The sequence below is a fragment of the Paenisporosarcina quisquiliarum genome (assembly GCF_027563315.1).
Taxonomy (GTDB): domain Bacteria; phylum Bacillota; class Bacilli; order Bacillales_A; family Planococcaceae; genus Paenisporosarcina; species Paenisporosarcina quisquiliarum.
Map to the genome: position 1 here is coordinate 146,353 of NZ_JAMKBJ010000001.1, position 12,625 is coordinate 158,977.

The 12,625-nt window shown below is 37.4% G+C and carries 17 protein-coding genes; 14 read left to right on the top strand and 3 right to left on the bottom strand.

Annotated features, from left to right (window positions below):
- Positions 1-34: 34 nt before the first annotated feature.
- Both hfq and M9R32_RS00690 read left to right on the top strand, forming a co-directional pair.
- Positions 35-262, top strand: coding sequence for an RNA chaperone Hfq (gene hfq, locus M9R32_RS00685; RefSeq protein ID WP_269924819.1), 228 nt, complete (start codon positions 35-37; stop codon positions 260-262).
- Between the two features lie 68 nt (positions 263-330).
- Entirely contained in the window at positions 331-627 is a 297-nt protein-coding gene (locus M9R32_RS00690; protein ID WP_269924820.1) for a rhodanese-like domain-containing protein, read from the top strand.
- A 27-nt stretch (positions 628-654) separates the two neighbouring features.
- On the opposite strand, the gene M9R32_RS00695 is transcribed toward M9R32_RS00690, so the two are convergent.
- Entirely contained in the window at positions 655-1,272 is a 618-nt protein-coding gene (locus M9R32_RS00695) for a trimeric intracellular cation channel family protein (RefSeq protein ID WP_269924821.1), read from the bottom strand.
- A 154-nt stretch (positions 1,273-1,426) separates the two neighbouring features.
- Here M9R32_RS00695 and M9R32_RS00700 point away from each other — a divergent pair, with 154 nt between their 5' ends.
- The 3 genes from M9R32_RS00700 (at position 1,427) to glnA (ending at position 4,559) form a co-directional block, all read left to right on the top strand.
- Positions 1,427-2,692: a methionine gamma-lyase family protein gene (locus tag M9R32_RS00700; RefSeq protein WP_269924822.1), complete on the top strand. Its 1,266-nt coding sequence runs from the start codon at positions 1,427-1,429 to the stop codon at positions 2,690-2,692.
- Between the two features lie 112 nt (positions 2,693-2,804).
- Positions 2,805-3,185 (top strand): MerR family transcriptional regulator, encoded by a 381-nt coding sequence (locus M9R32_RS00705; RefSeq protein WP_269924823.1) that lies wholly within the window; start codon positions 2,805-2,807, stop codon positions 3,183-3,185.
- 39 nt (positions 3,186-3,224) lie between these two features.
- Entirely contained in the window at positions 3,225-4,559 is a 1,335-nt protein-coding gene (glnA, locus tag M9R32_RS00710; protein WP_269924824.1) for a type I glutamate--ammonia ligase, read from the top strand.
- A 131-nt stretch (positions 4,560-4,690) separates the two neighbouring features.
- On the opposite strand, the gene M9R32_RS00715 is transcribed toward glnA, so the two are convergent.
- Positions 4,691-4,864 (bottom strand): hypothetical protein, encoded by a 174-nt coding sequence (locus M9R32_RS00715; RefSeq protein ID WP_269924825.1) that lies wholly within the window; start codon positions 4,862-4,864, stop codon positions 4,691-4,693.
- A 267-nt stretch (positions 4,865-5,131) separates the two neighbouring features.
- Here M9R32_RS00715 and M9R32_RS00720 point away from each other — a divergent pair, with 267 nt between their 5' ends.
- From M9R32_RS00720 to M9R32_RS00730, 3 genes are all read left to right on the top strand, one after another.
- Entirely contained in the window at positions 5,132-5,317 is a 186-nt protein-coding gene (locus tag M9R32_RS00720; RefSeq protein WP_269924826.1) for a hypothetical protein, read from the top strand.
- 347 nt (positions 5,318-5,664) lie between these two features.
- On the top strand, positions 5,665-6,735 hold the full coding sequence (gene rlmN, locus M9R32_RS00725; protein WP_269924827.1) for a dual-specificity RNA methyltransferase RlmN: 1,071 nt from the start codon (positions 5,665-5,667) through the stop codon (positions 6,733-6,735).
- Between the two features lie 188 nt (positions 6,736-6,923).
- Positions 6,924-7,169 carry a phage holin gene (locus M9R32_RS00730; RefSeq protein WP_269924828.1) on the top strand — a complete coding sequence of 82 codons (246 nt, stop codon included), beginning with the start codon at positions 6,924-6,926 and terminating at the stop codon, positions 7,167-7,169.
- A gap of 223 nt (positions 7,170-7,392) precedes the next feature.
- On the opposite strand, the gene lexA is transcribed toward M9R32_RS00730, so the two are convergent.
- Positions 7,393-8,013, bottom strand: coding sequence for a transcriptional repressor LexA (lexA, locus tag M9R32_RS00735; RefSeq protein WP_269924829.1), 621 nt, complete (start codon positions 8,011-8,013; stop codon positions 7,393-7,395).
- Positions 8,014-8,183: 170 nt separating this feature from the next.
- On the opposite strand from lexA, the gene yneA reads away from it, so the two are divergent.
- The 6 genes from yneA to M9R32_RS00765 all read left to right on the top strand — a co-directional run bounded on the left by yneA (position 8,184) and on the right by M9R32_RS00765 (position 12,590).
- Complete coding sequence (yneA, locus tag M9R32_RS00740) at positions 8,184-8,501, top strand: cell division suppressor protein YneA (protein WP_269924830.1); 318 nt, start codon at positions 8,184-8,186, stop codon at positions 8,499-8,501.
- On the top strand, positions 8,501-9,160 hold the full coding sequence (locus tag M9R32_RS00745; protein ID WP_269924831.1) for a YneB family resolvase-like protein: 660 nt from the start codon (positions 8,501-8,503) through the stop codon (positions 9,158-9,160). The genes yneA and M9R32_RS00745 overlap by 1 nt, the downstream gene beginning before the upstream one ends.
- Positions 9,161-9,227: 67 nt before the next feature.
- The gene (locus M9R32_RS00750) at positions 9,228-9,461 is read left to right on the top strand and encodes a DUF896 domain-containing protein (RefSeq protein WP_269924832.1); all 234 of its coding nucleotides are present in this window, start codon (positions 9,228-9,230) and stop codon (positions 9,459-9,461) included.
- A gap of 88 nt (positions 9,462-9,549) precedes the next feature.
- On the top strand, positions 9,550-11,556 hold the full coding sequence (gene tkt / locus M9R32_RS00755; RefSeq protein ID WP_269924833.1) for a transketolase: 2,007 nt from the start codon (positions 9,550-9,552) through the stop codon (positions 11,554-11,556).
- A 282-nt stretch (positions 11,557-11,838) separates the two neighbouring features.
- Positions 11,839-12,294 carry a sporulation inhibitor of replication protein SirA gene (sirA, locus tag M9R32_RS00760; protein ID WP_269924834.1) on the top strand — a complete coding sequence of 152 codons (456 nt, stop codon included), beginning with the start codon at positions 11,839-11,841 and terminating at the stop codon, positions 12,292-12,294.
- A 77-nt stretch (positions 12,295-12,371) separates the two neighbouring features.
- Positions 12,372-12,590, top strand: a complete 219-nt coding sequence (locus M9R32_RS00765; RefSeq protein WP_269924835.1) for a YneF family protein — start codon at positions 12,372-12,374, stop codon at positions 12,588-12,590.
- The last annotated feature ends 35 nt before the right edge of the window (positions 12,591-12,625 follow it).

Here is a 12,625-nt window from a genome sequence, read left to right on the forward strand (position 1 = left end):
CCCACACTTGAGTTAATATTGGAGGAACCAAATGATGAAATCGATCAATATGCAAGATACTTTTTTAAATCAATGTCGAAAAAACAATATGTTTGTGACTGTCTTTTTATTAAACGGTTTCCAATTAAAAGGTCTTATAAAATCTTATGATAATTTCACTGTGTTATTGGAGTCGGACGGAAAACAGCAATTAATTTATAAACACGCGATTTCTACCTTTGTACCGGCGAAAGCAATTTCAATTTCAACTGAGGAAGCATAATCAATTGTTTTATTGGATACCTATAAGGATATACTATAATGATTGATTATTTGAATGGAGGAATTAACATGAAAACGATTCAACCTGAAGAATTGCAAGCAAAACTTGACGCTGGTGAAACAGTTCATATGATTGATGTACGTGAATCGGATGAAGTTGCAAACGGGATGATTCCTGGTGCACAGCATTTACCTTTAGGATTAGTTGAGTTTAAACATCAAGAATTAGATAAAAGTAAAGAATATGTCATGATCTGCCGCTCTGGTGGTCGCAGTGGACAAGCTTGCCAGTTCTTGGAATCTCAAGGATTCGACGTAACGAACCTTTCTGGCGGTATGTTAGATTGGAAAGGCCAAGTGCAATAATGAAAAACAGCTTAACTCAATATTGAGTTAAGCTGTTTTTTCAGTTTGTTGCAAAGTGCGGAATGGCAGTCGCCATTTCTTCATATAGGAAACAACACGCAAAGCTGTCGTAATCAAAAACAATATATATAGTGATACGTCGCTTGCTACTAATCCAACGCCGATCACTAAACCGGTGACCGCAGCCCATACTGCATAGATTTCATTTCGTAAGACTAAAGGTTTTCGTTTGGCCAAGACATCACGTACGATACCTCCACCTGAACCAGTCAGAACAGCTGCCACTACAGTTGCGCTAATGGGTAAGTTGAGTTGTACAGCAAACAAAGCACCTTGAATGGCGAAAGCGGACAAGCCGATTGCATCGAAGAAATTTCCCCAACGATTCCAATGTTTCAATAAATTTTGTGGAAATAAAAAGACTGCTGTAATCGCAATAAGTGCAATTTGGAACATCATTTCCTGTTCCCAAAGTGCAGATACTGGAACACCTATAAGTAAATTTCGAATTGCTCCACCACCAAATGCGGTAACAATTCCAAGTAAATACACCCCGAATAAATCATATTCTTCTTCCATGGCAACAATTGCACCAGAAACCGCAAACGCAATTGTTCCTATTATACTTAATACATCCCATGCCACTTTACATTCCTCCATAAATCAATAGAACGGATTAAATTGTAGCAGATTTTCAGTCAATTACAATAGCTTTCATTGTTCCCTATATAAATAGTTGACGATACTAGTGGGGCTGATAAGATGAAAAAGGAAAAATCGAAGAATTGAGGCGTTTACCATGACATTTAAGACAACATTGACATCAAATTTATTAGATAAAGCCAAGCAAATTGAACAAATTATTTCCCCACAACATGCAACCGCGGATCAAATCGCTTTTTTAAATCAGGAAAAAGTTATCACTGCATTCCGCAACAATCAAGTGAGCGATTTTCATTTACATCCTTCAACAGGGTACGGTTATGACGATGAGGGAAGAGATAATTTAGAAAGAGTGTATGCTGAAGTGTTCGGAAGTGAGGCAGCACTTGTGAGAGCGCAAATTATCTCCGGTACACACGCAATTACCATAAGTCTATTTGGTGTTCTTCGCCCAGGTGATGAACTTCTTTATATTACTGGTAAGCCGTATGATACTTTGCAATCCATTGTAGACGGTGGCGAGCAAGATACGGGTTCTTTAAAAGACTTCAATATTTCCTATCAACATGTCGATTTACAAGATGATGGACAAATCAATTGGTTAAAAGTAGAGCAAGCCATCTCTGAAAAAACAAAAGTCATAGCCATTCAACGTTCTAAGGGGTACGCAAACCGACCGTCATTTACAATTGAACAAATTGAAACGATGACAAAAAAAATTCGGACCTTGAAACCCGATTCCATTATTTTTGTCGATAACTGTTACGGAGAATTTGTAGAGGAACTTGAACCTACCAATGTTGGAGTCGATCTAATGGCGGGATCTCTTATTAAAAATCCTGGTGGTGGACTTGCTAAAATCGGCGGATATATAGCAGGGAAGAAAAAATATGTGGATATGTGTGCTTACCGTATGACTTCTCCGGGTATAGGAGGAGAGGCTGGGGCTTCTTTAAATACATTGGCAGATATGTATCAAGGGTTTTTCTCGGCATCACATGTTGTCGCACAAGCGGTTAAAGGTGCAATCTTCACTTCAGCGATGCTTGAAAATATCGGAATGGATACGTCTCCTCATTATTTGGAAAAACGCACGGACCTCATCCAGTCCGTATCTTTTAAAACAGCTGAACAAATGGTTCGTTTTTGCAGAGCTATTCAAGCTAATTCTCCAATTAATGCTCATTTTGCGCCTGAACCTGCGTATATGCCGGGATACGAGGATGATGTCATTATGGCAGCAGGTACATTTATTCAAGGATCCAGTATTGAATTAACGGCAGACGGTCCCATCAGACCTCCTTATACGGCGTTTATCCAGGGTGGGTTAACGTATGAGCACGTGAAATTCGCCATTCTTTCAGCAGTACAACAATTACAGTCAGGACAAAATAACAACTAAAATCATTCCTCCTTTTTCCGGAGGAATTTTTCATGTTAGATAATATGACATACACTTGACATGAAACCTAACATATATTATGATAAGACTTGTGAAAGCGGAGGTGACTTTTGTGAGTCAGCAATTGAGAAGGTCAATGCCATTATTACCTATTAGCATAGTCATGCAGCTCACAGAATTAACTGCACGACAAATTCGCTATTATGAAGATCATGATTTAATACATCCTGCACGTACTGAAGGAAATCGACGAATGTTTTCATTGATTGATGTCGACACTTTACTTGAGATTAAGGATTTTCTTGAGCAAGGAATCAATATGGCAGGAATTAAGAAATTGTTTGAAATGAAAAACCAGCCAATTGTTCAGGAACCGAAAGCGCAATTGACAGATGCAGAACTTCGAAGCATCTTGCGTATTGAAATGCAACAGGCAGGTAGATTTCAGAAAGCTTCATTACGACAAGGGGATTTATCTCGTTTTTATCATTAAGCGAGTAAGAATATAAAATTTTTAGGAGAGTGACAAGAAGTGAGCAAGTACACAAAAGACGACATTCATAAGTTTGTTAAAGAGCAAGAGGTTAATTTTATCCGTTTACAATTTACTGATATTCTTGGGACGATTAAAAATGTTGAGATACCTGTAAGCCAGCTTGAAAAAGCTCTCGACAATAAAATGATGTTTGATGGGTCTTCAATTGAAGGATTCGTACGAATTGAAGAGTCTGATATGTATTTAGTACCTGATTTGAACACATGGGTAGTCTTCCCGTGGATTACTGGTAAAGGCAAAGTTGCAAGATTGATTTGTGACGTAAATAAAGCTGATGGATCACCATTCCCAGGAGATCCACGCAGTAACTTAAAGCGTGTATTAAAAGAAATGGAAGAATTAGGATTTACTGATTTTAATTTAGGACCAGAACCAGAATTTTTCTTATTCAAATTGGATGAACGCGGTGAGCCTACACTTGAACTAAATGACGCTGGTGGCTATTTTGACTTGGCACCAATGGATTTAGGGGAGAACTGCCGACGTGATATTGTTCTTGAATTAGAAGAAATGGGCTTTGAAATCGAAGCATCCCATCACGAAGTAGCTCCAGGACAACATGAAATTGACTTTAAATACGCAGATGCTATAACTGCATGCGATAACATCCAAACGTTTAAATTAGTTGTTAAAACAATTGCCCGTAAACACGGATTGCACGCGACATTCATGCCTAAACCATTGTTTGGTGTGAATGGTTCAGGGATGCATATGAACGTTTCTCTATTCAAAGGAAAAGAGAATGCATTCTTTGACGAGACTGGTGACTTGAAGTTAAGTGAAACAGCTTATCAATTCATGGCAGGTATTTTAAAACACGTTCAAGGATTTACAGCGATTACTAATCCGACTGTTAATTCATACAAACGTTTAGTACCTGGATACGAAGCTCCATGTTACGTTGCATGGTCTGCACAAAACCGTAGCCCGCTAATCCGAATCCCATCTTCACGTGGAGTAAGTACACGCGTTGAAGTACGTTCAGTTGATCCAGCTGCTAACCCTTACTTAGCAATGGCGGTTATATTGAAAGCTGGACTTGATGGAGTTAAAAATAAACTGACTCCACCAAAAGCAGTTGATCGCAATATTTATGTAATGAATAAAGAAGAACGCCTTGCCAATGGAGTAGAGGATCTTCCTGCTAACCTTCATTTAGCATTACAGGAACTTGAAAAAAATAAGACGATTCGTGAAGCTTTAGGCGAGCACATCTATGCTAACTTCGTGGATTCCAAAGAAATTGAATGGGATATGTTCCGCACGACTGTACACCCATGGGAACGCGAACAATATTTGAAAATGTACTAAGAAAAAACGTTGGAGTCTTAAAGACTTCCAACGTTTTTTTTATGGAAAAAAGTTTATGATAGACATTCATTAATTTTGGATATTTGGTAAAACAACATAAATTAGGTTGAGAACCCATAGTGCTCTCAATATTATTTATTTTTCTTGTTGGTTTGTTGATTCTGGTTTTTGTTGTTAACAACATTTTTAGGGTTGGAATCAAATTCTGTAACAGCAAATTCTTCTTTCTGATTGTTGGGGGTTTTGTATGTTCCGAAGGGATTATGCGTTCTTTCATTCAATGTCTTTTTGTTGTTTTTGCTCATGGATTATCACCTCCTAAAATCTAATTTGCTCCGTACAGAAGTTTTTATTCTTAAAACTGAACCCAAACGAATTTAGTATAAAATTAATCATTTATCAAAACTGAAAAGTGAAGAAATGATAAAAATGATAAATTTTTTTGGGCGAAAACAGTGAAAGCAGGATTAAATATATTGAATATGGGTATAAAATAATATAATCATTCCATTTAGTAACTGTTACTAAGCTTTCTTTTATTGAAAAAGGAAGGTTTAGTGGGAGGTGATTAAATGCGAAAGGTACAAGGTGTCAAAAGTTTGATGGCTTATTTCGATTCAGTTAACTATCCAATGACTGAAGAAAATTTAATCGATCTAATGGCGCGAAAAGAGTTACCTCACATCAGTCCTATAAGTACTATCCTTATTTTCGATCTAAATCATATCGACTGGTGGATTAAAGAGCAAAGTAAATAGATCAATGACTAGACCCTACTTATTCTTAAGTGGGGTCTTGTTCATGAACGAAAAATATCAATTATAATGACCGAGACTGCGAGAGAGCAATGACTTTGAAATCCATTCGAAAATTCCTCGTGCAAGTTCAACGCGTGATCCAAGGAAAATGGTCGTATACAGTAATTTAGCTTTAAACATACTTAATTAATTTTCATAAATTTGTCTACAGGCTGGGCAGCTTAGAATAAAGATAATATTTAAGTTCATAATGAAAGAAAGTATCATTGAAAATTCAATCAGTTGTTATGTTCGGTCGTTTCTAGTAGAATGAGTACTGATTTTGTTTTATGAAAAGAGGGTATCAAATGAAAACATCTATTTTTGGATTGACATTGGAACAGCTGACAGCATGGCTTTTAGATAACGGACAAAAAAAATACCGAGCTGAACAAATTTGGGATTGGTTATATATAAAACGTATTACTGAATTTTCACAAATGGCGAACGTCAGTAAAGAATGTATTCAACTATTAGAGGACAACTTTGTTCTTTACACTTTGGAACAGAGCGTTAAACAGGAATCTGCAGACGGAACCATCAAGTTCTTGTTCAAAATGAAAGATGGAAACTTGATTGAAACGGTCTTAATGCGATTCAAATATGGTTTGTCCGTTTGTGTAACTACACAAGTTGGCTGTAACATCGGTTGTAGTTTTTGCGCAAGTGGTTTACTTAAAAAGAGCCGTGATTTAACTTCTGGAGAAATCGTCGAGCAAATCATGAAAGTCCAACAGCATCTGGATGAAGTGAAAAAAGAAGAACGAGTTAGCCATATTGTTGTAATGGGAATCGGAGAACCGTTTGATAACTATACAAATTTAATGAGTTTCCTAAGTGTTGTAAACTCTCAAAAAGGACTTGCAATCGGAGCGCGTCACATCACAGTATCAACAAGTGGTATTGTTCCGAAAATTTACGACTATGCTGACGAAGGTTTGCAAGTCAATCTGGCCATTTCCATTCATGCGCCAACAAATGAATTACGTACACGCATCATGAAAATTAACAAAGCGTATCCAATTGAAAAGTTGATGGATGCAATCGATTATTACTTGGAAAAAACGAACCGACGAATTACATTTGAATACATTCTTCTTCGTGATGTGAATGATCACGTCGAAGAAGCGGTGAAACTAGCCAAGTTGCTTGAAAACAAGCGTCACCTGTCATACGTCAATTTAATTCCATATAACCCGGTTGATGAGCATGGTCAATATCAACAAAGTACGCCTGAAGCAATCAGTGCGTTCTATGATGCATTAAAGAAAAAAGGAATTAACTGTGGAGTAAGACATGAACAAGGTGCTGACATAGATGCAGCTTGCGGTCAGTTAAGAAGTAAACAAATTAAAAAAGCAGATAAAGCGTCAATATAAATAGCTATTCTGTTTTAAAAGACGAAAAACGCCACCATATGTAGGGGGCGTTTTTCGTCTTTTATGATTTTATTTTAGTTAAACGTAAAAAAACTCGAAAAAGTGTATAAAGAATTTAAGAATTAATACTAGCTCTCAACTTTTTGTCATATGATGAGCTAACACCAAAATAATAAGGAGGTTTATCAGTGAGCGAAACAAAGAATCAAGCTCCGTTTGATAAAATGATGATTATTCGGACTGCAATTCTTTTATTAGCTTGGCTCAATCAGTATTTAGTAATAAATGGGAATAGTCCTTTGCCGATTAATAGTGAGGAGATTACAGTTCTCATTACTTTCGCCGCATCTATGTGGGCATGGTGGAAAAACAATGATGTCCGGTATAAAGCTAGACGTAATACACAATATTTGAAAGATAAAGGATTAAAGTAAAAGGTCAAGATGGAAAAATAAACACAAAAAAGGCCGACTGAAGATGAAAATGTCAGTCGGCGTGATATCGGCTCAAAAATAGTATAGCATACTTTGAAATTATCAACAATACTATTTTAAGAGGTATAGTTCATCAAAGAGCAACATAATAATAACAAACTCAAAAAAAGAGGCTAATCCAGAGTCTATTTAATAGATTTTGGATCAGCCTTTTATTGAGCCCTTAATGGATCTGTCGATAAACACCCACAACTTTACCAAGTATCGAAACTTGTTCAACAATGATTGGATCCATTGATGAGTTTTCAGGCTGCAGACGGAAATAAGATTGTTCTTTAAAGAACCGTTTAACCGTTGCTTCATCATCTTCAGTCATCGCAACGACGATATCTCCATTATTGGCAGTCTGTTGTTGCTTTACCACAACATAGTCACCATTTAAAATACCAGCTTCTATCATACTATCTCCCATAATTTCGAGCATGAACAGATTGTCTTCAGAAGTACCGAAAGTTTCAGGAAGAGGGAAAAACTCTTCGATATTTTCGATGGCAGTGATCGGTAAACCTGCTGTCACCTTACCAACCAAAGGAACATTTACTACGTTTGGTCGCAATTCTGTTACATTATCAAGTTCTAAAATTTCTATAGCACGTGGTTTTGTAGGGTCACGTCGTATAAGACCTTTGCTTTCCAATCTAGCTAAGTGACCATGAACTGTCGAACTTGAAGCAAGGCCTACTGCTTCTCCGATTTCACGTACGGAAGGTGGATATCCTTTTTTTCGAACTTCATCTTTAATAAAAGCTAATATATCTTCTTGTCGTTTCGATACTTTTTTCAACTAGTTCACCTCTTCACCTAAATGGTTGTCTCATTCATCTAAAATTAGTATAACAATCCAACCCCAAAAATGCAAACATAGGTTCTAATTATTGTTGACAAGAAACAAGTGTTCGGTTTATAGTAGGAGCATATATTCCGAACAAACATTCGGTTCGAGGAGGAAATTACATGAATTGGATTAAAGACAATCAATTTATTTCATTATTAATAGGTGTTACATTCTGTTGTACTTTATTTTTCATGCATTTTAATGTGAGCCATGAAGAATCATACAATGAAATTTATATAAATGATGGCGATACGCTCTGGACATTGTCTGAAAAGTATCGAGGCAATACGCCAAAACAGGACTGGATATCAGAAGTGATGGCAGTAAACAATCTTAATACGCAAATGATTCATTCCGGTGACTCTCTGATTATTCCAAACTCTCTTCAGCAATATGCCCCAGATCATGGTGTCGAATTTGCAGGGGATACAGAGTGATGGACAATACTCATTCAGCTGTTATATATTGTCGTGTCAGTACGGACAAAGAGGCACAGGAGACATCGCTATCCCGTCAAGAAGAAGAGTTACGTCATTTTGCTCATGAACAAGAATATTTTGTAAAAGCCGCATTTATTGATCAGCATAGTGGATATTCCGTAGAGCGAGAAGGATTACTTGATTTAATGGACTATGTTAAAATGCATTCCATCTCCACTGTTTTTATTCAAGATGAGACACGCTTAGGTCGGGGGAATTCCCGTATGGCGATCTTACATATGTTAAAAAAATTAGAGGTTCAAGTTATTTCTTTAAACGATGGTGGTTCTATCCGCTTAAATGAGATGGATACTATGATGCTGGAAATTTTAGCGATGGTAGAAGAATATCAACGAAAATTACATAACGCTAAAATTCGTAGAGGAATGAGAAGGGCAGTTGAACATGGTTTCAAACCTGAAAAAAACCTCAAAGATCAAGGGAATCCAGAAGGTAGAGAAAGAAAAGATATTCCAATTGAAGAAATTGTAAAATTACGTAAAAATGGTCTGACATATGAAGAAATCGCATCAACACTTAGAGGTTTTGGTTTTCCTGTGAGCAAAGCCACAGTTCATAGACGATATATTGAGTATAAAGAAAGACTTGGAGGCTAAATACTTGCGCTCCAAGTCTTTTTTGCATACCTTTTAATAAGGTTATTAGAAGAAAGGTGTGATTTGAATGTTATCTCCTGATAAAATTTCACGAATCAATGAGTTGTCCAAAAAATCAAAGTCTGTTGGTTTGACAATAGAAGAAGCCAAAGAACAAACGTCATTACGGAAAGAATACCTGGAAACGTTCCGTTCTTCCATGAGAAGTACCATTGAAAATGTTAAAGTTGTAGACCCTGAAGGCAATGATGTTACACCCGATAAAGTAAAAGCATTAAAAGAAAAGAAATTTCTGAATTAAATCATCATTTGCTAACCATTGTCAGTTTATCAAAACTTGACTAAACTAAAGTGTGAAGAAAACTTTTGTATCAGAAAGGATGTCAATAATGTCTCAACACGTAGATCAGTTAGCCATCACTACCATCCGCACGTTATCAATCGATGCGATTGAAAAATCAAATTCAGGTCATCCAGGTTTACCGATGGGTGCAGCACCTATGGCGTATACTCTTTGGACAAAACATTTACGTCATAATCCGAAAAATCCTAATTGGTTCAACCGTGACCGATTTGTGCTTTCAGCAGGACATGGTTCCATGTTGCTTTATAGCTTATTGCACTTAGGTGGTTACGATTTACCAATGGAAGAAATTAAAAACTTCCGTCAATGGAATTCTAAAACACCAGGACATCCTGAGTTCGGCCACACTGCCGGAGTTGAAGCAACAACTGGTCCACTTGGACAAGGTATCGCGATGTCAGTAGGTATGGCAATGGCTGAGCGTCATTTAGCTGCAGTTTACAACAAGCCGAACCATGAAGTCGTTGACCATTTCACTTATGCTTTATGTGGTGATGGAGATTTAATGGAAGGTGTTGCAGCAGAAGCAATTTCTCTTGCAGGACACTTGCAATTGGATAAACTGATTGTACTTTACGATAGTAATGACATCTCTTTGGACGGAGATTTAAATAAATCTTTCTCTGAAAAAATTCAAAAACGTTTTGAGTCATATGGTTGGAACTATTTACATGTAGCAGATGGAAATTCACTTGAAGATCTTACAAATGCCATTGAATCTGCTAAAAACCACAAAGGACAACCTACACTTATTGAAGTGAAAACTGTTATTGGGTTTGGCTCTCCGAATAAATCTGGTAAATCAGACGTCCACGGTGCGCCACTAGGAAAAGATGAAGCATTGTTAACAAAAGAAAGCTACAAGTGGACATTCGAACAAGACTTCCATGTACCTGAAGAAGTTTATGCTGCTTTTAAAGAATCAGCAGAGAAACTTGGCGGTGTAAATGAAGCTGCTTGGAATGAGCAATTTGCTTCGTATAAAGCAGAATATCCAGAGTTAGCAAAACAATTAGAGCTTGCAATTGAAGGGAAACTGCCAGAAAATTACGATTCAGAGATTCCGGTTTATGAAGTTGGTACTTCTCATGCAACACGTTCATCTTCAGGTGAAGTGTTGAATGCAATTGCTAAAACTGTTCCATCATTCTTCGGAGGAAGTGCAGATTTAGCCGGTTCTAATAAAACAACAATCAAGGGAGCGGGAGATTTCTCAAGTGATTCATATGAAGGACGTAACATCTGGTTCGGTGTCCGTGAATTTGCTATGGGTGCTGCCTTAAACGGTATGGCATTGCATGGTGGTTTACACGTATTTGGCGGTACATTCTTCGTATTCAGCGACTACGTCCGTCCAGCTGTACGTTTATCTGCGTTAATGGGACTTCCTGTTACGTATGTATTTACACATGACAGTATTGCAGTTGGGGAAGATGGTCCAACTCATGAGCCAGTTGAACAATTGGCATCATTACGTGCTATGCCAAACTTGTCCGTTATTCGTCCGGCAGATGCCAACGAATCTGCAGAGGCATGGAAATTAGCTGTCTCGTCGAAATCAGTGCCGACTGCATTAATTTTATCAAGACAAAACTTACCGGTGCTTGAAAACTCTGCTTCTCTTGCAGCTGAAGGTGTAGCAAAAGGCGCATACGTTGTATCACCAGCAAACAAAGAACAAGCCGACGCTTTACTATTAGCGACAGGTTCTGAAGTTTCCTTGGCTGTGGATGCACAACAACAGTTAGCTGAAGAAGGAATCGATGTAGCTGTAATTTCGATGCCGTCATGGGATCGATTTGAGCAACAAGATTCAGATTATAAGAATAGCGTCTTGCCACAAACGGTTAAAAAACGTTTGGCTATTGAAATGGGTGTTTCATTTGGCTGGGAGCGTTACACAGGTGACGAAGGCAGCGTACTAGGTATCGATCGTTTTGGTGCAAGTGCACCCGGAGAAATTGTCATGAAGGAATATGGTTTCTCTAAAGAAAACGTAGTTGCTCGAGTAAAATCTTTATTAAATAAATAAACATATAAAAACAAGTAGTGTGCATTCGCCACTACTTGTTTTTTTTCGTCAATAATAGTGATGTTGCAGAATCGCAGTTCGACAACTTTAGCGAAGATCACCATTTATACTTTATAAAAAGGGCTCTGATAAAAAATATATTGTTTATAGTAGTAGGGAGTACATAACCCGTAGATAGGCACGAGCGAGCGAGCTAGTTAGCTAATCGGCTGAAAGGGGGCAGATTCTCGATTATTAACAAACAAAAATTAGAACAGAGCCATAAAAGTGGGGGTTTAATATATGCGAACATATAAAATTTTTCACATTAAAAAAGCATACCAACCTTTCGTTTTAGGCCGGGAAAAAAAGTTGCAGGAAATACTGGGAAAAGATAATTTGCAAGGTAATCAGGATCATAATGAAATGACGTATGTTTGCGAGAAAATCGATGAAGATTTAATCAAACAAAGTTTGGAGAGAAAACTTAGTCGTTTGTTCTCGCATAATGAACAGGATCTTCACAAACTATTGCTCGAGCATCCTTTAAAGGGCACTATTGACATGAAGTTTGAACCATATTGTGTTCACGTCCGGTGTAAAGGATCACATATGCTCGATCTTGATTTATTTGCAGGACTTTCTGAGTCGAGTGATTGTTTTATGGCGTTCCAGCAAGAAGAAGCTTCCTTTGGTTGGTTAAAGCCAATCAAAATCGGTTCCATTCATTCATTTACAGAAATTCTGGACTTCGCCTAGTAAGGAGTAAGGTTTTGTTGTATAATCCTTCTTGGAGATAGAAAGTAAGGTAAACACCGAGAAGGGGGAAAATAACAATGACTTTATGGTTAGCAATTACTTTAATCATCGTGGCATTATTAGCTGGAGCTGCAATCGGATTCTATGCTGCCCGTCAATACATGATGAAGTATTTAAAAGAAAACCCACCAATTAATGAACAAATGCTTCGCATGATGATGGCTCAAATGGGTCGTAAACCATCTGAAAAACAAGTAAAACAAATGATGAACCAAATGAATAAAATGCAAAAATAAAAAATAGCACTCCGCGAGTGCTATTTTTTATGGTT

Coding starts and splice junctions, on each gene's coding strand:
- yneA (WP_269924830.1), top strand. CDS start 8,184: ATGAATTGGATTAAAGACAATCAATTTATTTCATTATTAATAGGTGTT.
- M9R32_RS00720 (WP_269924826.1), top strand. CDS start 5,132: ATGCGAAAGGTACAAGGTGTCAAAAGTTTGATGGCTTATTTCGATTCA.
- M9R32_RS00745 (WP_269924831.1), top strand. CDS start 8,501: ATGGACAATACTCATTCAGCTGTTATATATTGTCGTGTCAGTACGGAC.
- sirA (WP_269924834.1), top strand. CDS start 11,839: ATGCGAACATATAAAATTTTTCACATTAAAAAAGCATACCAACCTTTC.
- M9R32_RS00715 (WP_269924825.1), bottom strand. CDS start 4,864: ATGAGCAAAAACAACAAAAAGACATTGAATGAAAGAACGCATAATCCC.
- M9R32_RS00765 (WP_269924835.1), top strand. CDS start 12,372: ATGACTTTATGGTTAGCAATTACTTTAATCATCGTGGCATTATTAGCT.
- tkt (WP_269924833.1), top strand. CDS start 9,550: ATGTCTCAACACGTAGATCAGTTAGCCATCACTACCATCCGCACGTTA.
- M9R32_RS00690 (WP_269924820.1), top strand. CDS start 331: ATGAAAACGATTCAACCTGAAGAATTGCAAGCAAAACTTGACGCTGGT.
- hfq (WP_269924819.1), top strand. CDS start 35: ATGAAATCGATCAATATGCAAGATACTTTTTTAAATCAATGTCGAAAA.
- M9R32_RS00700 (WP_269924822.1), top strand. CDS start 1,427: ATGACATTTAAGACAACATTGACATCAAATTTATTAGATAAAGCCAAG.
- rlmN (WP_269924827.1), top strand. CDS start 5,665: ATGAAAACATCTATTTTTGGATTGACATTGGAACAGCTGACAGCATGG.
- M9R32_RS00750 (WP_269924832.1), top strand. CDS start 9,228: ATGTTATCTCCTGATAAAATTTCACGAATCAATGAGTTGTCCAAAAAA.